This is a genomic window from Vibrio algicola (assembly GCF_009601765.2).
Taxonomy (GTDB): Bacteria; Pseudomonadota; Gammaproteobacteria; order Enterobacterales; family Vibrionaceae; genus Vibrio; species Vibrio algicola.
Genome location: NZ_CP045699.1, coordinates 1,706,733 through 1,725,534 on the forward strand (window position 1 = coordinate 1,706,733; position 18,802 = coordinate 1,725,534).

Annotated in this window: 21 protein-coding genes; 12 read left to right on the plus strand and 9 right to left on the minus strand. The window is 41.5% G+C overall.

Annotated elements, in window-relative coordinates; all coding sequences use genetic code 11:
* Positions 1–237: 237 nt before the first annotated feature.
* Together ligA and zipA are read right to left on the minus strand one after the other, a co-directional pair.
* A complete protein-coding gene (gene ligA / locus GFB47_RS07825; RefSeq protein WP_153447480.1) occupies positions 238–2,256 on the minus strand; it encodes an NAD-dependent DNA ligase LigA in 2,019 nt (672 codons plus the stop codon).
* A gap of 130 nt (positions 2,257–2,386) precedes the next feature.
* Positions 2,387–3,409 carry a cell division protein ZipA gene (gene zipA, locus GFB47_RS07830; RefSeq protein WP_153447481.1) on the minus strand — a complete coding sequence of 341 codons (1,023 nt, stop codon included), beginning with the start codon at positions 3,407–3,409 and terminating at the stop codon, positions 2,387–2,389.
* A 423-nt stretch (positions 3,410–3,832) separates the two neighbouring features.
* Between zipA and cysZ the strand changes: the two genes are divergently transcribed.
* The 5 genes from cysZ to crr all read left to right on the plus strand — a co-directional run bounded on the left by cysZ (position 3,833) and on the right by crr (position 8,710).
* On the plus strand, positions 3,833–4,594 hold the full coding sequence (gene cysZ, locus GFB47_RS07835; RefSeq protein ID WP_153447482.1) for a sulfate transporter CysZ: 762 nt from the start codon (positions 3,833–3,835) through the stop codon (positions 4,592–4,594).
* Between the two features lie 124 nt (positions 4,595–4,718).
* Positions 4,719–5,687, plus strand: a complete 969-nt coding sequence (cysK, locus tag GFB47_RS07840; protein ID WP_153447483.1) for a cysteine synthase A — start codon at positions 4,719–4,721, stop codon at positions 5,685–5,687.
* Positions 5,688–5,990: 303 nt separating this feature from the next.
* Positions 5,991–6,248 carry an HPr family phosphocarrier protein gene (locus GFB47_RS07845; protein ID WP_017025938.1) on the plus strand — a complete coding sequence of 86 codons (258 nt, stop codon included), beginning with the start codon at positions 5,991–5,993 and terminating at the stop codon, positions 6,246–6,248.
* Between the two features lie 176 nt (positions 6,249–6,424).
* Positions 6,425–8,149 (plus strand): phosphoenolpyruvate-protein phosphotransferase PtsI, encoded by a 1,725-nt coding sequence (gene ptsI, locus GFB47_RS07850; RefSeq protein WP_153447484.1) that lies wholly within the window; start codon positions 6,425–6,427, stop codon positions 8,147–8,149.
* A 51-nt stretch (positions 8,150–8,200) separates the two neighbouring features.
* A complete protein-coding gene (crr, locus tag GFB47_RS07855) occupies positions 8,201–8,710 on the plus strand; it encodes a PTS glucose transporter subunit IIA (RefSeq protein ID WP_153447485.1) in 510 nt (169 codons plus the stop codon).
* Positions 8,711–8,970: 260 nt separating this feature from the next.
* On the opposite strand, the gene GFB47_RS07860 is transcribed toward crr, so the two are convergent.
* Both GFB47_RS07860 and GFB47_RS07865 read right to left on the minus strand, forming a co-directional pair.
* Positions 8,971–9,873, minus strand: a complete 903-nt coding sequence (locus GFB47_RS07860) for a Dyp-type peroxidase (RefSeq protein ID WP_153447486.1) — start codon at positions 9,871–9,873, stop codon at positions 8,971–8,973.
* Between the two features lie 73 nt (positions 9,874–9,946).
* A complete protein-coding gene (locus GFB47_RS07865) occupies positions 9,947–10,405 on the minus strand; it encodes a DUF2919 domain-containing protein (protein WP_153447487.1) in 459 nt (152 codons plus the stop codon).
* A gap of 257 nt (positions 10,406–10,662) precedes the next feature.
* On the opposite strand from GFB47_RS07865, the gene GFB47_RS07870 reads away from it, so the two are divergent.
* Positions 10,663–10,953 (plus strand): DUF2956 domain-containing protein, encoded by a 291-nt coding sequence (locus GFB47_RS07870; protein ID WP_407701700.1) that lies wholly within the window; start codon positions 10,663–10,665, stop codon positions 10,951–10,953.
* A 16-nt stretch (positions 10,954–10,969) separates the two neighbouring features.
* Here GFB47_RS07870 and GFB47_RS07875 read toward each other — a convergent pair whose 3' ends face one another.
* Complete coding sequence (locus GFB47_RS07875) at positions 10,970–11,257, minus strand: helix-turn-helix domain-containing protein (RefSeq protein WP_153447489.1); 288 nt, start codon at positions 11,255–11,257, stop codon at positions 10,970–10,972.
* A gap of 243 nt (positions 11,258–11,500) precedes the next feature.
* Between GFB47_RS07875 and GFB47_RS07880 the strand changes: the two genes are divergently transcribed.
* From GFB47_RS07880 to GFB47_RS07895, 4 genes are read left to right on the plus strand one after another with little or no spacing between them, the layout of a single operon-like run.
* Positions 11,501–11,845: an ArsC family reductase gene (locus GFB47_RS07880; protein ID WP_225874256.1), complete on the plus strand. Its 345-nt coding sequence runs from the start codon at positions 11,501–11,503 to the stop codon at positions 11,843–11,845.
* Between the two features lie 56 nt (positions 11,846–11,901).
* Complete coding sequence (gene dapE, locus GFB47_RS07885; protein WP_153447490.1) at positions 11,902–13,041, plus strand: succinyl-diaminopimelate desuccinylase; 1,140 nt, start codon at positions 11,902–11,904, stop codon at positions 13,039–13,041.
* A complete protein-coding gene (locus tag GFB47_RS07890; protein WP_153447491.1) occupies positions 13,041–13,733 on the plus strand; it encodes a M15 family metallopeptidase in 693 nt (230 codons plus the stop codon). The genes dapE and GFB47_RS07890 overlap by 1 nt, the downstream gene beginning before the upstream one ends.
* Positions 13,734–13,748: 15 nt before the next feature.
* Entirely contained in the window at positions 13,749–13,982 is a 234-nt protein-coding gene (locus tag GFB47_RS07895) for a DUF2897 domain-containing protein (RefSeq protein ID WP_153447492.1), read from the plus strand.
* Between the two features lie 68 nt (positions 13,983–14,050).
* Here GFB47_RS07895 and bamC read toward each other — a convergent pair whose 3' ends face one another.
* A complete protein-coding gene (bamC, locus tag GFB47_RS07900; RefSeq protein WP_153447493.1) occupies positions 14,051–15,115 on the minus strand; it encodes an outer membrane protein assembly factor BamC in 1,065 nt (354 codons plus the stop codon).
* Between the two features lie 95 nt (positions 15,116–15,210).
* Positions 15,211–16,089 carry a 4-hydroxy-tetrahydrodipicolinate synthase gene (gene dapA / locus GFB47_RS07905; protein ID WP_153447494.1) on the minus strand — a complete coding sequence of 293 codons (879 nt, stop codon included), beginning with the start codon at positions 16,087–16,089 and terminating at the stop codon, positions 15,211–15,213.
* 237 nt (positions 16,090–16,326) lie between these two features.
* Between dapA and GFB47_RS07910 the strand changes: the two genes are divergently transcribed.
* Both GFB47_RS07910 and bcp read left to right on the plus strand, forming a co-directional pair.
* Positions 16,327–16,866, plus strand: coding sequence for a glycine cleavage system protein R (locus tag GFB47_RS07910; protein WP_153447495.1), 540 nt, complete (start codon positions 16,327–16,329; stop codon positions 16,864–16,866).
* 19 nt (positions 16,867–16,885) lie between these two features.
* Positions 16,886–17,350, plus strand: coding sequence for a thioredoxin-dependent thiol peroxidase (gene bcp / locus GFB47_RS07915; RefSeq protein WP_153447496.1), 465 nt, complete (start codon positions 16,886–16,888; stop codon positions 17,348–17,350).
* A gap of 85 nt (positions 17,351–17,435) precedes the next feature.
* Here the strand turns inward: bcp and GFB47_RS07920 are convergent, their stop codons facing one another.
* Positions 17,436–18,509: an AI-2E family transporter gene (locus tag GFB47_RS07920; RefSeq protein ID WP_153447497.1), complete on the minus strand. Its 1,074-nt coding sequence runs from the start codon at positions 18,507–18,509 to the stop codon at positions 17,436–17,438.
* Complete coding sequence (locus GFB47_RS07925; protein WP_153447498.1) at positions 18,497–18,739, minus strand: sulfurtransferase TusA family protein; 243 nt, start codon at positions 18,737–18,739, stop codon at positions 18,497–18,499. The genes GFB47_RS07920 and GFB47_RS07925 overlap by 13 nt, the downstream gene beginning before the upstream one ends.
* Positions 18,740–18,802 lie beyond the last annotated feature (63 nt).

Genomic DNA, 18,802 nt, shown 5'->3' on the forward strand with positions numbered 1-18,802 from the left:
TAAAAACAATATAATAGATATAAATAAACATAAAGATCACATTTTTTTATATTTATTATTATTTATGTGATTTATCATCCCACCAAATCAATAGGCACACTTAATCATAGAAACCTTCAGGCAAAAAAAAAGGCGCCAATAAATGGCACCTTTGGTTTTCACTACGATATTGTTAACGCTTTTTTATTCTTTAAAACTAAGTTTAAATATTAAAATATACTCTTAATAATCAACATCTTACTTTAAATTAAGCCAATTGGATAATTGTTGTTCATCTTGTATCTCGACGCCAAGATCTTGTGCTTTGGTTAATTTAGAGCCTGCCGCGGCTCCTGCAAACACAATATCGGTCTTTCTCGACACACTACCGGCAACTTTTGCCCCTAAAGTTTGTAATTTGTTTTTGGCTTCATTGCGATTAATGGCTTCAAAGGTGCCAGTGATCACTACCGTTTTGCCCGCTAGCGGTAATTCAGCAGTATCAAGTTGGGGCACAATATCTGGCCAATGGATGCCTTGTTCGATTAATTGTTCCATTACCTCGACATTTTTAGTCTGTGCAAAAAAGTGGACAATATGTTCTGCGACGACTTTTCCTACATCGGACACTTCAATTAATTGCTCTTGGGTGGCTTGTTTGATCTTTTCAATTTGAGTGAAATGTAGGGCTAAATTTAATGCGGTGGCTTCCCCAACTTCGCGTATCCCTAAAGAATATAAAAAACGCGGTAAGGTAGTTTGCTTCGATTTTTCTAACGCATTCACTACATTTTGTGCCGATTTAGGCCCCATTCGATCCAGTACGGTTAATAGACCCGCACTTAATTTGAATAGATCGGCTGGGGTTTCGACCATTTCTTTTTCGACTAATTGCTCAAGTACTTTCACCCCTAAACCATCGACACCCATCGCTTTTCGAGAGACAAAATGTTTTAACGCTTCAATCCGTTGCGCCTTACAAATCAGCCCGCCAGTACAACGAGTGATCGCTTCACCTTCAACTCGTTCTAATTCTGAATGACAAACTGGACAGTGTTGTGGATACAGCACTGCTGTTGCCCCTGCTAAGCGACGCTCAGGTACAGCTCCGACAATTTTAGGAATAACATCTCCGGCGCGGCGCACAATCACGGTATCGCCAATATGAATATCCAAACGCTCAATCTCATCAGCATTATGCAAAGTTGCATTACTGACCGTCACCCCGCCAACATACACAGGTTCAAGCTTGGCAACAGGCGTAATGGCGCCGGTTCGCCCAACCTGAAATTCAACATCGTTGAGGGTAGTCATCTCTTCTTGGGCAGGGAATTTATAGGCAATCGCCCAGCGAGGGGCGCGCGCGACAAAACCTAGCTCTTGTTGCAAGGCAATATCATCCACCTTGATCACCACGCCATCAATTTCATAGGCAAGTTGTGCGCGACGAATCAATATATCTTGATAGTAGGCTTTTACTTGCTCAAGACCTTCCACCACCTTGGTTTCTGGGCACATAGGTAATCCCCATGATTTAAGCTGCAAAAAACGTTGATAATGGCTTTGAGGTAATTCAGCGCCTTCAACCACCCCAACACTGTATGCATAAAAGCTTAACGGTCGGGTAGCGGTCACTTTGGAATCGAGTTGACGTAAACTGCCAGCCGCGGCATTACGTGGGTTAGCAAAAGGTTTGGTGCCTTTTTGTAATGCTTTTTCGTTAAATGCATTAAAACCATCAAGCAACATAAACACTTCACCACGCACTTCAATTCGCACTGGCCAGTCGGTACCTTGTAGCTTTAATGGGATCGACTTAATGGTTTTCACATTGGTAGTAATATTCTCGCCAGTCGCACCATCACCGCGAGTTGCCGCTTGAACTAATACACCGTTTTCATACAGCAAACTGACCGCTAAACCGTCGAGTTTAGGTTCGCAGCAAAAAGTTTCTCGCCCTCTAGCATCCAAACGAGAAGTCAGTTTTTTATCAAATGCTTCCAATTCTTGGTCATCAAATGCGTTGTCGAGCGACAACATCGGGATCTCATGCTCGACTTGGGTAAAACCGGCTAATGGTTTGCCACCGACACGCATACTGGGTGAACTATCAGAAATAAACTGTGGATATTCTTTCTCTAAATCGATAAGTTCTCGCATCAAACGGTCGTATTCTGAATCCGTGATCTGAGGGTTATCTTCAACGTAATAACGCACACCGTGGTAATGAAGATCTTCGCGTAATTGTTCAATTTTTTGTGCTATTTCTTGTGTCATGTTGTTCTCACTTAACTTACATCTGATCACTCATATTTAATAATTCAACTAGAGTGTTTTCGGTATGTCTACCACGGTTAAAACAAAAAAGGCTCCCAATAGGAAGCCCAATTAAAGTTGATGTTAATTTCTAGTCAAAGGTTTTGTTGATATATTGACGAATTTGCTGACGATAGGTAGAAAGACGATTTGGAGTCATTAATTTACGTTGGTCATCAAGCACATTAGCGCCTAAATCATCGGCAATTTGCTGCGCAGTACGCAACATATCAGTAAAGGTTTGATCGCTATCACCATAACCGGAAAGCGCCATAAAGAAAGAGATGCCTTTGGTCGAAAACTGATCCGGATCATCACAAACCAAGGTGCCTGGTTTCATCATATTAGCCACGCTAAATAACACTTTCCCATTGCTATCTTTCGCTTCATGGTAATGGAATATATCCATCGCGCCGAAAAACAAGCCATTCCTATTCATACTTGAAAACAGCTCTGTACCATTAAATTCTGTACTACCCGCCGCGTGCACATGCAGCACAATAACTTCTAATGCATCATCACTTGTTGCTGTTTGCACCGGTTCCTGCTCATTATTAACTGCGGCATTACCGCTGAAAGGATCCGGTTTAGTTATGACGGGTTCAACAACTGGTTGCTTATAGTCAGCCGGTGCCAAATCGCTCGTGATATTTATGTTTGTATCTAGTTCATTTACAGAGATCGGTTCATTTAAGTGACTCTGTTCGCGCAAGGGGGTAGAAAAACTATCATTTTGAGCAAGTAATGGGTCTTGTTCTGCCATTACATTCGTATTGAGCTCACCATCGTTATGGTGTTGGTTATCTATAACAACAGACTCAATATTATCAGTGGCTGAAAATTTATTGCTACTGGCAAACGAAACATCCGATTCGCCAAACAATGGATCGGGATGTTCATCAAGTGGATCTTGACTGTTAAATTCAGGTTCTTTTCGTGCTTTTACAACCGGTGCAGCCGCTAAGCTTGGCTCTTGTTCTTCTTTAAGCTTACTTAATGGTTTATCCGCAAATTTTGATTTACCCTCTTTTCTATTAGACATGATCCCATGTGCTAACAAAGCGATAATCAACAATCCGCCAACAATAATGAGTACTAGTCGCAATTCATGCATTGGTCACTCTCAATTCTATAATGTTATGATTCGAATCTACCTTGCATCCTTCGCCCGTCTTGGTTTTAGCGGGGTTTCAAGGCACTACAAAGCCTAGTATACCCAAGTGACTTGGATATTGAGTTACTTTATCAAAATTTATCTCTTTTTAGAGCCTATAAATGTCAATATTCTGAATACTTTATCACGCCTTTTGCCTTTCATCACAATTCAAAGAACACTCAAACCATTTAATTTTTCGTTCACAGCTCATCACTGTTGAATAATTGAGCATCTAACGCAGCCTCAAAATTAATCTATTCAAGCGTTATCAGAATGTTACTGTCTTCATTTCAGTTTGTTATTGCTTCGCTTTTCTTCTTGGTTTATATCAGTAGAATAGTCGGGCAAGCTGTTTTTCACAATCGTTCTGATGGAGTTTTTATGTCCCCAACGCCGACACCTGTATCGTCATACCCTGCCAGAAGCGGCTTTGGCTACTTTATGTATGGGCTGCAATTGTGCTTTCAACCAGGCATTCGACGCTTTGTCATCTTCCCCCTACTGATTAATATCCTGTTATTTGGTGGCTCACTCTACTATTTGTACTCCAACTTAAGTGATTGGCTCGGACATTGGATCGACACCATTCCAAGCTTTTTATCTTGGTTATCATATCTGTTGTTCCCAATTCTTGCTCTTACCATTATTGCCACATTTAGTTACTTTTTTAGTACTGTTGCCAATTGGATTGCCGCCCCTTTTAATGGTCTGCTAGCGGAAAAACTAGAGATCCAATTAACAGGACAAACCTTAACCGATCAATCGCTGTTTTCTTTAGTTAAAGATACGCCACGCATCTTGCATCGTGAATGGATAAAATTGGTGTATTACATTCCTAAAGCACTCGGTTTGTTGATCTTGCTGCTGATTCCCGCATTAGGGCAAACCATCGGGCCTATTCTGTGGTTTTTGTTTACCGCTTGGATGATAGCGATTCAATATTGCGATTATCCATTTGATAACCATAAAGTGACCTTTGCTAAAATGAAAGACGATTTAGCCTCGGATAAAATGCTGTCTTATAGCTTTGGCAGCTTGGTTGCGATATGTACCATGATCCCAATTATAAACTTAATTGTGATGCCGGTTGCCGTATGTGGCGCGACCGCAATGTGGGTCGAGCGCTACCAGCAAAGAAATTAAATTTCCCATATCTTATAACTATTTATTCCTTTTCCAACCCAGGATGAGGAATTATGATTTTGCTATCGCCTAGCATCTGTTAGGCCAAATAAATCGCACTCACCGTGAATGAAGGAACATTAACATGACTAAGATCTATGAAGACAACACCCAAACTATCGGTAACACACCACTGGTTCGACTTAATCGAGTGAGTAAAGGCAATGTGTTAGTGAAAGTTGAATCGCGCAACCCAAGCTTTAGTGTTAAATGTCGTATTGGCGCTAATATGGTATGGGAAGCAGAAAAAGCGGGACAATTAAAGCCCGGGGTTGAACTTGTAGAACCGACGTCAGGTAATACTGGGATTGCATTGGCTTTTGTTGCCGCCGCGCGTGGTTACAAACTGACACTAACCATGCCGGATTCAATGAGCATCGAACGTCGTAAGTTATTAAAAGCATTAGGCGCGAATCTAGAGCTTACCGAAGCGGCCAAGGGCATGAAAGGCGCCATTGCCAAAGCGGAAGAAATTGTCGCCAGCGACCCAAGCAAGTATTTATTATTGCAGCAATTTAACAACCCAGCTAACCCTGCTATTCATGAAAAAACCACCGGTCCTGAAATTTGGGAAGCAACCGATGGTCAAATTGATGTGTTTGTCGCGGGTGTCGGCACTGGCGGTACTTTAAGCGGTGTAAGCCGTTATATTAAGAACACTCAAGGCAAAGCGATCACCACAGTTGCGGTTGAACCAACTGAATCACCAGTGATTGCTCAAGCATTGGCAGGACAAGAGTTGACACCTGGGCCACACAAAATCCAAGGTATTGGCGCAGGCTTTATTCCGGGTAACTTAGATTTAAGCTTAATTGATAAAGCCGTAAGCGTGACTTCTGAAGAATCAATTGAAATGACACGCCGTTTAATGGAAGAAGAAGGTATTTTAGCCGGATTCTCATCAGGCGCGGCGGTTGTAGCCGCCAACAAGATAGCAGAACTACCTGAATTTGAAGGAAAAACAATCGTTGCCATCCTTCCAAGTTCGGGCGAGCGTTACCTCAGCACGGCATTATTTGCAGGACTATTTACTGAGAAAGAGAATCAACAATAAGGGTTCAAATCAATTTTTTACCGAAAAAAGCTCCTTTATGGGGCTTTTTTGTTGATCCCTAGTACACCTTTAGTAATAATCAGGATGTTTTATTTTAAGCTTCAAAATAAAGAGGCTAATTTAGTAGCACAATGACTATTAAAAAAATAGACGCTCATGTACTAAATAGATAAACATGACTTAAATAATTGGAACGAAGACTGTTTTGTGCACCATTTTATGAACTAGCGAAGCAGCGCATAAGAAGGTAAGCTAAACTGTTTTCAAATCCTATAACAAAGTAAATTAATCGGGGTAACACACATGTATCAGAAGCAAGTAGAAATCACTGCAGAAAACGGTCTTCACACACGTCCAGCGGCTCAGTTTGTTAAAGAAGCTAAAGCATTTGATGCTGACATCACTGTGACTTCTAACGGTAAAAGTGCAAGTGCTAAGAGCCTTTTCAAACTACAAACTCTTGGCCTAGTAAAAGGTACTGTTGTGACAATTTCTGCTGAAGGCGCACAAGCTGAAGCAGCTGTTGATCACCTAGTCGCTCTTATGGATGAGCTACACTAATCACACCTAGTGTTTAGTGGTACCCGTGTTAACGCTGCAGCTTGGTAGATTTAAATTGAGCCTTTATCGCTTAGCGAGACTAAGCGATTGAGGCTTTAGTTAATCTCTTATTGCTGCATCAGTAATGTTGGGTATCTCCACCTACTTTTTAAATTTGAACAAATTAAGGTAAGGCTATGATTTCTGGAATTCTAGCATCTCCTGGTATTGCTTTCGGTAAAGCACTACTTCTTCAAGAAGATGAAATTGTCCTAAATAAAACTCCTATTTCTGACGATCAAGTTGAAGCTGAAGTAAAAAACTTCTTTGATGCTCGTAATAAATCTTCTGAGCAATTAGAAGGGATTAAACAAAAAGCACTTGAAACTTTTGGTGAAGAAAAAGAAGCCATCTTCGAAGGGCATATCATGCTGCTTGAAGATGAAGAACTAGAAGAAGAGATTTTAGCACTGATCAAAAAAGACAAAATGTCGGCTGATTTTGCTATCTATTCTGTTATTGAAGAGCAAGCCGTTGCCCTTGAGTCACTTGATGATGATTACCTTAAAGAACGCGCAACAGATATCCGTGATATCGGCAGCCGTTTCGTAAAAAATGCATTAGGCATCAACATCGTATCTTTGAGCGCGATTAATGAAGAAGTTATCTTGGTTGCTAATGACCTAACCCCTTCAGAAACAGCGCAAATCAATCTAGACTTCGTTCTTGGTTTTGCTTGTGATATCGGTGGTCGTACTTCTCATACCTCGATCATGGCGCGTTCTTTAGAATTGCCAGCGATTGTCGGTACTAACGACATCACCAAACAAGTTAAGAATGGTGATACGTTGATTCTTGATGCGATCAACAACAAAATAATTATTAATCCTTCTGAGGCAGAACTGGCTGAAGCGAAACAAATTCGCGATACCTTTATTGCTGAAAAAGAAGAATTAGCCAAATTAAAAGACCTTCCAGCGGTCACAACCGATGAACGTCACGTTGAAGTATGTGGCAACATTGGTACCGTGAAAGACTGTGACGGCATTATCCGTAATGGCGGCGAAGGTGTGGGTCTATACCGTACCGAGTTCCTATTTATGGATCGTGATGCCCTTCCTACAGAAGAAGAGCAATACAAAGCGTATACTGAAGTCGCGAAAGCGATGGGTGACCAAGCGGTTATCATTCGTACCATGGACATCGGTGGCGACAAAGATCTTCCATACATGGATCTGCCAAAAGAAATGAACCCTTTCTTAGGCTGGCGTGCAATCCGTATCAGCCTAGATCGTCGTGACATCTTAAAAGATCAGCTACGCGGTATTTTACGCGCATCGGCACATGGTAACTTACGTATCATGTTCCCAATGATCATTTCAGTGGAAGAAATTCGTGAACTGAAAGCGGCGATCGAACAATATAAAGCAGAACTTCGCAGCGAAGGTCTGGCTTTTGACGAAAATATCGAAATCGGTGTGATGGTTGAAACACCAGCGGCAGCAGCGATTGCTCACCACCTTGCCAAAGAAGTGTCATTCTTTAGTATTGGTACTAACGACTTAACTCAGTATACTCTTGCAGTTGACCGTGGTAATGAGCTTATTTCTCACCTATACAATCCGTTATCTCCAGCTGTCCTGACTGTGATTAAGCAAGTAATTGATGCTTCTCATAAAGAAGGAAAATGGACTGGTATGTGTGGCGAGCTTGCTGGCGACGAACGTGCTACTCTATTGCTATTAGGCATGGGACTAGACGAGTTCAGCATGAGCGGTATTTCTATCCCACGCGTTAAGAAAATCATCCGTAATTCAAACTACGCAGAAGTTAAAGCAATGGCTGATGAAGCACTTGCAATGGCTACCGCGGCAGAAATTGAAGCTTGCGTTGATAAATTTATCGCAGAAAAGTCGAATTAATAATATAATCATTCGACTAGAGATTAAAAATTAACTGCTTAGGAGCACAACATGGGTCTGTTTGACAAACTTAAGAAGCTAGTATCTGACGACACAGCTGATGCCGGAGCGATCGAAATCATCGCGCCAATTTCTGGTGAAATCGTGAACATCGAAGATGTGCCTGATGTCGTATTCGCTGAAAAAATCGTTGGTGATGGTATTGCTATTAAGCCAAACGGCGACAAAATGGTTGCACCAGTAAACGGTACAATCGGCAAAATTTTTGAAACTAACCACGCATTTTCAATCGAATCTGATGACGGTGTTGAGCTTTTCGTTCACTTCGGTATCGATACTGTTGAACTTAAAGGTCAAGGCTTTACTCGTATCGCTGAAGAAGGCCAAACGGTTAAAGTTGGCGACACTGTGATTGAATTTGATCTTGCTTACTTGCAAGAAAATGCAAAATCAACACTAACGCCAGTCGTTATCTCTAACATGGACGAAATCAAAGAGTTGAACAAACTTTCTGGTAGCGTTGTTGTTGGTGAAACTCCGGTTATCAGTATCGTTAAGTAATCTTTACTTTCTGATATTAAAAACGCTGCCTTAGGCAGCGTTTTTTGTTTGTATCAAACTATTTATACCTGATGCTCAAACTGATACTACCTTCTAATACCAATTCCATTTGATATTTGATCAATTTAAATACGCCGAAAGGCGCAGATCCATCCTTGAGCGCTTGAGAAAAGGCCCTCCATGGGCACTTAGAAAAGAACACCCATGTAGTTTGACACTTTTCTCCATCAACAATATGGATAGAACTGTACCTTTGGGCTTTACGCTAGTTTCAGTTCAGCCAGCATTTTCTGTGATGGGGCAAAAAGGTACGCTCCCGTTACCGCGCTAGTAAAGCGTAATAACTGATCGGTTTTGCCATCAGTCACACCATACATACTTTCTAGCATCACTTTAAAGTTATGCAGTCGATTACAATAAGCAATAAACAGTAGACCATGCTCACCCGATACTGAACCATACGGCAGGCTATGGCGAACCAGTTTTAAGCCTTTGCCTTGTTCTTTAATATCGACTCGACCCACATGCGAAGCGGCCGGCACATCATCAAGCTCAATGGAATCTGGCTTAGTACGACCAATCACCTTTTCTTGTGCTGCTACGCCTAAACGATTCCAAGCCGGTAATTTGTGGATAAAGCGTTGCACCATCACATAACTGCCACCAGCAAATTCACCTTCAGGAATAATCGCCACTTCATGACGTTGTTCATCTTTCGGGTTCTCAGTACCATCAATAAAATCGGTCATATCACGGCAATCTAAATAACGATATCCGTAAGTTTCATCAACAATCTCAACATCTTGTTCAATTTGTTCCATCAGCTTGCGCAGCAAATAAAAATGCAAGTCATGGCGTAATGAATGACAATGCAATAACACATCAACATCGGTCGTCGGCGCAATAACATCCCCATTACCTAAAACAGAAAATGGTTCTAATTCTGCAGGCATCGCTTGATTCAGCTTCCCCCAAAAAGCATGAGTAAAAGATAACGATAAGACTAAATTCGCCCCAGATTGCTGTTGGTTAAGTTGCTCAACCAATGATGGCAGAGCTTGCAGTTGCGCTAAAACATGCGCATGATTTTGTTTTATTTTAATTAAACTATAGAGTGCAAATGGGTTTGCATCTGGCGTTATCGCCAATTGAGGTTGTGACATATTTTATTCCTTTTAAAATCCGCAACGTGGTACATATCCGTACTGCGTTAATCTAATTAATATGTGAGCTAATCTAATCAATATGGGGAGCCACAAAGGTATCTTTGGTTTTTTGTGACTGCAGCAAGAAAAGTAAAAACCAAATTAAGCCGAGCAAGGTTAAGGCATCACTCCAGTTGAACCTCCAATAGGTAAAACTTAAATGATAAAGGGTTAAACCAAATTGAATCGCGACGGTTAAAGTGGTGAGTAACCAACCTTGGCTTATTAACCGATTGAGCCATTTGCGTTCTGGCTTTCTAAGCCCAATACACCACGCTAACGCCACAACGGGTAATCCAACAATTAAACCTGCATATAAACTATTATTCACTGGGTAAATTAAAGTTAATAACTTAACACTCAAATCTCGGCTGGCACTGGCGACAATAAACACAATCCAAGCTTTAGCTAAAAATATCCAGCCTAACCATAACCACGCAGACGGTTTTAAGAAACCATTTTTATCATAATCTTCAATTGCGTAGCGCAAGTTAACTCCTTTATCCTTTAATTTAAATCCATCGCTTTGGGTCTGATTTTGATACCAATCTCAGTCATTCGATGATCCGATAGTGACTTAAATTGGTATTATCTGGTTTATCCTATTTTAGTCGATATAATAGCATTCTAGCCTGACACTTATCACCAGTCTATTTCGAAAATTCTTCACCCTTTTCAACAAGAAAGAGCAACAATCTTATGAAAGCGAAAAAAGACCTACCATCACCGGAAACCCAGCAAGAGGCAATGAAAGTTGCTCGTTCAATCCAAAAACCAAACCAAACGAAAGATCAAACTAAGTTGATAGCACAGGGGATCGAGAAAGGCATTACTTTATACAAAAAGCAGCAGAAAGAAAAACAACGTGAAGCCGATAAGTTACGTAAAAAGCAGCATAAAACCGAGAGCAATACGCCTACTACGCCCCATGATGAATCCATCGATTTAACATCAAATAAGCAAACCACAAACAACATCGCTTGGATATTGCTTGTGATCAGTTGGGTAGGTTTTATCGCGTATATTTCATTGGCGTGATCGAGAGAGCAGCGTCTTAATGGTTAAAACCTAAATCGTGGGCAATGTCGTTTTTCCAACCATGTAATTTCTGGCAATCGAAAGGGCCCCAATCGTTTACTGAATAATAGCCGTCATTATAGCGACAACCATCTTGGACAAATTCCAAATGGATACCTATCGCAGGTAAGGCTTTTAGTACATCTTGTATGGTTCGACGTGGCCATCCGGTTAATTCAATTAATTTTGGCACGTTGGGTCTTTCAATATCTGCGACTAATAGCGCTAAATACAGTCGCTTGGCAAAAACAGGGCTTAATTCCATTACAGATTCCTCAAAAATTCATTAAGTGACATTCCTTATTCACTTATTTACGCGACCCATTATGCGATATTACGAGTTCACCATTTTGAGTAGGATCAAAACATGCCACTATTATGTGTATTTCCAAAGCAATATGTGAATTTTCCAAGCAAATAGCTTTTTTAATCATTGTTCATTTATCTCCGCTCGCGAATTGTGTAGGATTCTTAGTCATAGAGGTAAGATAATCAAAGGGAAAATCAAATGATCACCATGTATGGCATTCCAAATTGCGACACTATCAAAAAAGCCAAAAAATGGCTTGAGCAAACCGGTATTGAATTCCAGTTTCACGATTATCGTAAACAAGGTATCGACCAAGTATTAGTGCAAGATTTTTGTCAACGTTTTGGTTGGCAGCAAGTACTCAATAAACGCGGTACCACTTATCGTCAATTAACGCAGCAACAAAAAGACGATTTAGATGAAAGCAGCGCAATCTCGCTGTTAATTGAATATCCAGCCATGATAAAACGCCCGATCGTCATTTCAGCGACTTCAGGCATGATTGGTTTTAAAGCTGAACAATACGCAGACTTTTTTAAATAATTTATATTTCTCAATAGTTTTTAGTTTCAATACTTTCAAAATAAGGGAACACACGGATGTCGAACACAGATAGCCCAGTACTCGCACTGGCCAAGGATTTACTGCAACGTCAATCAGTCACCCCTGAAGATGCCGGTTGCCAACAAGTGATGATTGAACGCCTAAAAGCATTAGGTTTTGAAATCGAAATCATGGTCTTTGATGACACCACCAATTTTTGGGCACGACGTGGCAACCAAGCGCCACTCTTCACGTTTGCCGGTCATACCGATGTTGTGCCTTCTGGACCAATTGAACAATGGCACACCCCTCCTTTTGAACCAACCATCATTGATGGCTATCTGCATGCTCGTGGCGCTGCGGATATGAAAGGCTCATTAGCCTGTATGGTGGTCGCGGTAGAACGTTTTATTGCTGCTCACCCTGAGCACACAGGTTCGATTGCTTTTTTAATTACCTCTGACGAAGAAGGTCCATTTATTAATGGCACCACTCGCGTGATTGATACTTTGATGGCGCGCGATGAAATCATTGATATGTGTATTGTGGGTGAACCATCAAGTACCGATCATGTTGGTGATGTAATTAAAAATGGTCGTCGTGGCTCTATCACTGGCGATTTAGTGGTTAAAGGTGTGCAAGGTCATGTCGCGTATCCACACTTAGCTAAAAATCCTATTCATCAGGCAATGCCGGCGTTATCGGAATTAGCCGCTACGGTTTGGGATAACGGTAATGATTTCTTCCCACCCACAAGTTTTCAGATCCCCAATATTGCCGCAGGCACCGGCGCATCAAACGTGGTGCCTGGTGAGTTACAGGTGCAATTTAACTTACGTTTTAGTACCGAACTCACCGATACGGATATTAAACGCCGCGCGCATGCCATTTTAGATAGCCATGGGTTAGATTATGATATCAAGTGGACATTGAACGGTAACCCATTCCTAACCTCGGAAGGGCTACTCATTGATGCCGTAGTCAAAGCAGTAAAAGCGGTCAATCATCAACCGGCACAGTTATTAACTACCGGCGGTACATCCGATGGGCGATTCATTGCTCGCATGGGCAGCCAAGTGGTTGAATTGGGTCCCGTTAATGCCACCATTCATAAAGTCAATGAGTGCGTCAACATTGCTGATTTAGAAAAGCTAACCGATATGTATCAAAAAACCTTGGAGAATTGTTTAGTCTAATGAAATACTCCCTTGAGCAGTTAACCGGATTGAGCCAAAGTCATCTTGAGTCCATCACGGTCGGTCAACGTCAATTTCTTATTCATAAAGAAATAAAATTAGCGTTACAAGGCTTAATTGCGTCTGCTCAAGGCCATGGTTTTGATTTTTCGATTGCCAGCAGCTTTCGCGATTATCAACAACAAGCCGTTATTTGGAATAATAAATTTAGTGGTCAACGTCCGATTTTAGATAATCAAAGCCAACCATTAGACAGCTCATTATTAAGCGCATTAGAGAAGATCCATGCCATTATGCGATGGTCGGCGCTACCCGGTGCCAGTCGTCATCATTGGGGATGCGAGTTAGATATCTATGCACATAACTGCCTACCCGAGAACACCAAGTTACAACTTGAGCCTTGGGAGTATCAAACCGGTCATCAAGCAGAGTTCTCCGATTGGCTACAACAAGCGTTACCACAATACGGTTTTTATCTCCCCTATCAACAAGAATTAGGTGGGGTCGCCATTGAACCTTGGCATATCAGCCATGGTGAAACCAGTCAAATGATGCAAGATCAACTCACTCCTGATGATCTACAACAAGTTTGGCAGCAATATCCATTTTTGGGGCTAGAAACTGTATTGAAAAATCAGCAGACGCTCTATAATCAATACATCATCAATGTGACGCCTTACCAAGCGCCATAACACAGGATCTGCAGTATGGAGTACATTACTAACCCTTGGGTGATAAGCCTGATCATCGTGGTCTTTATTATCGGCAACTTAGCCTCAATGAAGCATTTAGGTCAAACGCATTTGGCGCGCAAAAACCCCAACAAAAAGACCGAACTTGAAAAGCTGATCGCCATTTATAAAGAAAAAGATGCACAAGAGCAAAAGACCTCAACATCACAGCCAAATAAAGAAAACCCATCTCAAAAATCAGATGATTAATACCAATCAATAAAAAACCGCCAACTCAAAGCTGGCGGTTTTTTTGTATAAAGTAATAGCGCTAAATATTACTCGTTATCTTTCTTTTCCTGCTCAGCCACTTGACTGGCTTTCGAATTATTATCTAAGTAAGCCTGCAATGCAGGGATAAAGGATTCCATATCACTTTCAGGGATCGGTTTACCTTTACTGTCGGTCACATTGATTGAGGTTCGGTTATCTAAATCACCAACCAAGAAAGTATATTTACCATCTTTAATGGAGAGTGGTCTGATATTGATTTCACTCCAAACCTCATCATCCAGCGCTTCATATTTCGTTTCCACCGTGCCTTGCGATTGGTTTTTATCATCAACCGTAAAGCCCATTAATGGTAATACGCCCGCAAACTTAGACCACATCACATCATACGGAGCACGAGCAATGATCACAGGTAAACCGCTTCGGTCTTTACCCATGGTAACCGGAATTTTATTCAATAACTCAAGTGCTCGAATACGGGCTTCTTCGGTCACTTGTTTATCATATTGATTGGTGATGTTATTCACCATATTACTGGAATAACGGTCTTCGATTTCTGGGGTGAGATCGAGCTCTTTATTGTTTTCACGAAATTGCACCAATGTCACTTGGAATGCATAACGATTATTCTGTTCAATGCGGTCAATTTTATAACGTGCTGCGATTGGGAAAGATTCATCTTGCGCGCTTAAATCGACCCAATCGGTTTCAATCGAGGTCGGCGTATCTTGGCGTAATTTAATCTTTTTATCGCTAATGGTGGTATGGATCATACCCCATATTTTATCCAACTCATCTTTGCTGACTAACCATAAGATCACACTGTTATCACTGCGTTCAACTCGCGCACCAGGAATGAGTTCTAACACTTCTTGTGGAGGGCGGATATCAACATCACGACCAGTAGCGCCTTTAAAATCCCCTTGAGGAATATTGTATTGCGGGTAAAACTGCGGCTGAGCATCAGCTTGCAGTACCCATTGTTGGTCAAGCTTAGTATCTAAATATTTAAAATCATCTTTGGCTTGACGGCGTGAAGCAGGGTCGCCTGAACAAGCAGACAACACCAAAACAGCAAGCGAGCTAAGCACAAGTTGATGGGAAAACTTCATATGGTTTGAAACTCCTGAAATACATTTTGGTCAATATCTGCTAAAGGTCACCTTCGATGAAAGCCATCACCGTTATCGGTTATCGCCCCACACTGTTATTGAATACCAGCGTCTTTTAATGCTTTCTCTACAATAGGTTGTGCTGATGCACTTAATTCAGTTAGTGGTAAACGTAAATCGCCTTGAGCAATCAAGCCTAATTTATGTGCCGCCCATTTAACAGGAATAGGGCTCGACTCGACAAAAAGATGCGTATGAAGTGGCATTAATTGTTGATTGATTATCTCAGCTTGGTCGTATTTACCTTGCGCTGCCAGAGAGAACATAGTCGCCATTTCTGCTGCTGCAATATTATTGGTCACTGAAATAACGCCATCACCACCCAGCTTAACAAACTCTAAACCAGTCGCATCATCACCACTTAATAAAACAAAATCGTCGCCACAGAATTCGCGAAACTGTTTCACGCGCGAGGTATCACCGGTAGCATCTTTTACACCAACAATTTTATCTAATTTAGATAAGCGCCCAATGGTTTCTGGTAGCATATCGACCCCAGTGCGACCAGGTACATTATATAAAATCACCGGCACTTCGCTCACTTCAGCAATCGCTTTGTAATGCTGATATAAGCCTTCTTGAGTTGGCTTATTGTAATATGGCGTCACACTTAGGCAACCAGCAACACCTGAGTTATTGAGTAAGCGACTAAAAGTGACTGCTTCATGAGTGGCATTAGCGCCCATTCCTGCAATCACTGGAATACGTCCGGCTGAAAATTCAACCACTTTATTCACAACTTTAACATGCTCTTCAACGGTTAAAGTGGCTGACTCGCCGGTGGTACCGACCGCCACAATCGCACTCGTTCCAGACTTAATGTGATATTCCACTAGTTGTTTGAGACTATCATAGTCAACTTCATCGCTATGATTAAAAGGCGTAACTAGTGCAACGATGCTTCCTGAGAACATGGTTTTCTCCTTATAAATTCTATTGGCATGTTACTTTAACCCCATCAATAAAGACAAGCACTCTCCCTACCTTTCTCGACATTTACCACTAAATAATGTCATCTATCCTCTTTACAGCCACAAACCACTCATAAATAACAAATATGGTGATGAAAATTATTGATCTTATACGCTGATCACGGAGCGAATAATATGTGCTAACATGATGGCCTCTTTCATAAGGACGATGGAACTCGCATGCATCACTTAGTTATTACCGCAATCGGCACCGATAGGCCCGGAATTTGTAATCGAATTACTAATATCATCTCGCAAGCCAGCGGCAATATAATTGATAGTCGCATCGCCATTTTCGGCAGCGAATTTACCTTAATCATGCTAGTTTCTGGAGAAGCATCGGCCATTACTCGTATTGAGACCCTTTTGCCTGTTATGGGTTCCGCTCAAGATTTAATGGTTGTGATGAAACGCACCGCAACCCATCAAACGCCAAGCTATATTTATAAAATCGATATAAAAATAGAAGCCGAAGATAAAGTGGGTCTCATCGATGCTTTCACTCATTTCTTTTCTCAAAGAGAGTTGAGCATTTCCAAGTTAAGTGCCAAAACCCTTACTAAAGAGACCGATCCCCAGGCTCATCAAAAACACTTTTCAATCAGCATGACAGGCCTTAGTAAAGACGCGCCAGTCCCTGATGGGTTACAAGCCGACTTTAACCAATTATGCCAATCACTTGCAGTCACTGGCACCATTAAAATTAGTTATCACGAATAAAATAATATAAGGATATAGCATGCAAACCTTAACTGCTGGCGTCCCTGCGCCAAATTTTGCCTTACAAGATCAAGACGACAACACCGTTTCTCTAAGCGGTTTTAAAGGTCGTAAAATTCTGCTTTATTTTTACCCTAAAGCGATGACACCTGGCTGTACCGTTCAGGCACAAGGTTTACGTGATATTAAAAGCGAACTTGATGGATTAAATATTGCGGTACTTGGTGTCAGCATTGATGCAGTCAAACGTTTAGGGAAATTCATTGAGCGTGACCAGTTAAACTTCACGCTATTATCCGATGAAGATCACGCGGTGGCAGAGCAATTTGGTGTGTGGGGCGAAAAGCGTTTCATGGGCAAAACCTATGATGGCCTGCATCGTATTAGCTTTTTAATTGATGAGAATGGCATGATTGAACATGTATTCAATAAATTTAAGACCAAAGATCATCATCAAGTGGTTTTGGATTATTTTGCTCAATAATCCCAAAACTCGGTAATAAAAACCCAAATGCCCAATCAAGTGGATTGGGCATTTTAATGTCTGATAATCTTAATCTCGTACAGAATTATGCTGCTGAGGAATCCTGAGGTTCGTCGACACTCGGTAGCGCATGCAATACCGCTTTCACAAGTGTTGCTAACGGGATAGCGAAGAACACTCCCCAGAACCCCCATAAGCCGCCGAAGACTAACACCGCAACAATAATCGCTACTGGATGCAAATTAACCGCTTCTGAAAACAACACCGGTACTAGCACGTTCCCATCTAGCATTTGCACTACGCCATAAGCGATGATCAGCCAATAAAAATCTGGCGTTAAACCCCATTGAAATAGCGCAACCAAAGCCACTGGCACTGTCACGGCTACCGCACCAACATACGGAATAAGCACAGACAGGCCAACGGCAACCGCTAATAATACTGGATAACGCAGACCACAGATCAAAAACACCAAGTATGTCGCCACACCAACAATCACAATTTCGACCACTTTACCGCGGATGTAATTGGAAATTTGGCTGTGCATCTCATCCCAAACCTTGGTTGCCAAACGGCGATTCTTCGGCAAAATGCCACTTAATGCCGACAACATGGTATTTTTATCTTTGAGCAAGAAAAAGATCAATAATGGCACTAACACTAAATACACCCCTAAGGTCGCAATGCTCATCAAAGAAGTCATTGAGCCACGCAGCACCGTTTCGCCCATGCCGAGTACTTTGGTTTGAGTGTTTTCTACAATTAAGTCAATAACCTGAAGGTTGGCAAGATCGGGATAGCGTTGCGGCAAGCTGGTAATGTAAGCTTGTGTGGTATTGTACATATTCGGCATATCATTAAGTAAATTAGCCACTTGTCGCCAGACTGTCGGTACTAAACCAAACAAAGCCAATAACATTAAACCAATAAACAGTGCCACAATGATGAGCACGCTCGGTAGTCTTGGTAGGCCACACTTTCTTAAACGTGCTACCGGCCATTCCAATAAATAAGCTAACACGATGGCAATAAGCAGCGGAGCAATCAGATGCCCGAAAAAATAAATAATGATAAAACCGATAATTAAGGTGGCAACCAAGCTCACCGCATGCGGGTCGGAAAAACGGCGTTTATACCAACGGATAATCATTTCGAACATTTCAGCGTGTTCCTTTTGGTGACATATAAAGTCGTTATATCGTTTATTTTATCCACTTTCACTTCAAAAGGTGGTTGTGCGAAAAAAAACATCATATCCTTTATCGAAGCAAGATCATCGGACAAAATTGTCAGTTGTTGCTTAGCATTTAATTGCATTGCCGCTCTTTTAGCCAGCAACAGTGCCATCGGGCATCGCTCGGTTCGAAGATCTAGATAATCAGCATTCATTATTTCATTCAAACTTTATGATAGAGTTAGCGTATGATTTGGTTTATGGTCAACTTTCACTTT

What these genes read in the sequence shown, in the direction of transcription:
- GFB47_RS07845 (WP_017025938.1), top strand. Translation starts at nt 5,991, where the DNA reads ATGTATCAGAAGCAAGTAGAAATCACTGCAGAAAACGGTCTTCACACA.
- GFB47_RS07880 (WP_225874256.1), top strand. Translation starts at nt 11,501, where the DNA reads ATGATCACCATGTATGGCATTCCAAATTGCGACACTATCAAAAAAGCC.
- GFB47_RS07870 (WP_407701700.1), top strand. Translation starts at nt 10,663, where the DNA reads ATGAAAGTTGCTCGTTCAATCCAAAAACCAAACCAAACGAAAGATCAA.
- cysZ (WP_153447482.1), top strand. Translation starts at nt 3,833, where the DNA reads ATGTCCCCAACGCCGACACCTGTATCGTCATACCCTGCCAGAAGCGGC.
- GFB47_RS07860 (WP_153447486.1), bottom strand. Translation starts at nt 9,873, where the DNA reads ATGTCACAACCTCAATTGGCGATAACGCCAGATGCAAACCCATTTGCA.
- GFB47_RS07925 (WP_153447498.1), bottom strand. Translation starts at nt 18,739, where the DNA reads ATGAATGCTGATTATCTAGATCTTCGAACCGAGCGATGCCCGATGGCA.
- GFB47_RS07920 (WP_153447497.1), bottom strand. Translation starts at nt 18,509, where the DNA reads ATGTTCGAAATGATTATCCGTTGGTATAAACGCCGTTTTTCCGACCCG.
- dapA (WP_153447494.1), bottom strand. Translation starts at nt 16,089, where the DNA reads ATGTTCTCAGGAAGCATCGTTGCACTAGTTACGCCTTTTAATCATAGC.
- bcp (WP_153447496.1), top strand. Translation starts at nt 16,886, where the DNA reads ATGCAAACCTTAACTGCTGGCGTCCCTGCGCCAAATTTTGCCTTACAA.
- GFB47_RS07895 (WP_153447492.1), top strand. Translation starts at nt 13,749, where the DNA reads ATGGAGTACATTACTAACCCTTGGGTGATAAGCCTGATCATCGTGGTC.
- zipA (WP_153447481.1), bottom strand. Translation starts at nt 3,409, where the DNA reads ATGCATGAATTGCGACTAGTACTCATTATTGTTGGCGGATTGTTGATT.
- ptsI (WP_153447484.1), top strand. Translation starts at nt 6,425, where the DNA reads ATGATTTCTGGAATTCTAGCATCTCCTGGTATTGCTTTCGGTAAAGCA.
- GFB47_RS07890 (WP_153447491.1), top strand. Translation starts at nt 13,041, where the DNA reads ATGAAATACTCCCTTGAGCAGTTAACCGGATTGAGCCAAAGTCATCTT.
- GFB47_RS07875 (WP_153447489.1), bottom strand. Translation starts at nt 11,257, where the DNA reads ATGGAATTAAGCCCTGTTTTTGCCAAGCGACTGTATTTAGCGCTATTA.
- cysK (WP_153447483.1), top strand. Translation starts at nt 4,719, where the DNA reads ATGACTAAGATCTATGAAGACAACACCCAAACTATCGGTAACACACCA.
- GFB47_RS07910 (WP_153447495.1), top strand. Translation starts at nt 16,327, where the DNA reads ATGCATCACTTAGTTATTACCGCAATCGGCACCGATAGGCCCGGAATT.
- crr (WP_153447485.1), top strand. Translation starts at nt 8,201, where the DNA reads ATGGGTCTGTTTGACAAACTTAAGAAGCTAGTATCTGACGACACAGCT.
- dapE (WP_153447490.1), top strand. Translation starts at nt 11,902, where the DNA reads ATGTCGAACACAGATAGCCCAGTACTCGCACTGGCCAAGGATTTACTG.
- bamC (WP_153447493.1), bottom strand. Translation starts at nt 15,115, where the DNA reads ATGAAGTTTTCCCATCAACTTGTGCTTAGCTCGCTTGCTGTTTTGGTG.
- ligA (WP_153447480.1), bottom strand. Translation starts at nt 2,256, where the DNA reads ATGACACAAGAAATAGCACAAAAAATTGAACAATTACGCGAAGATCTT.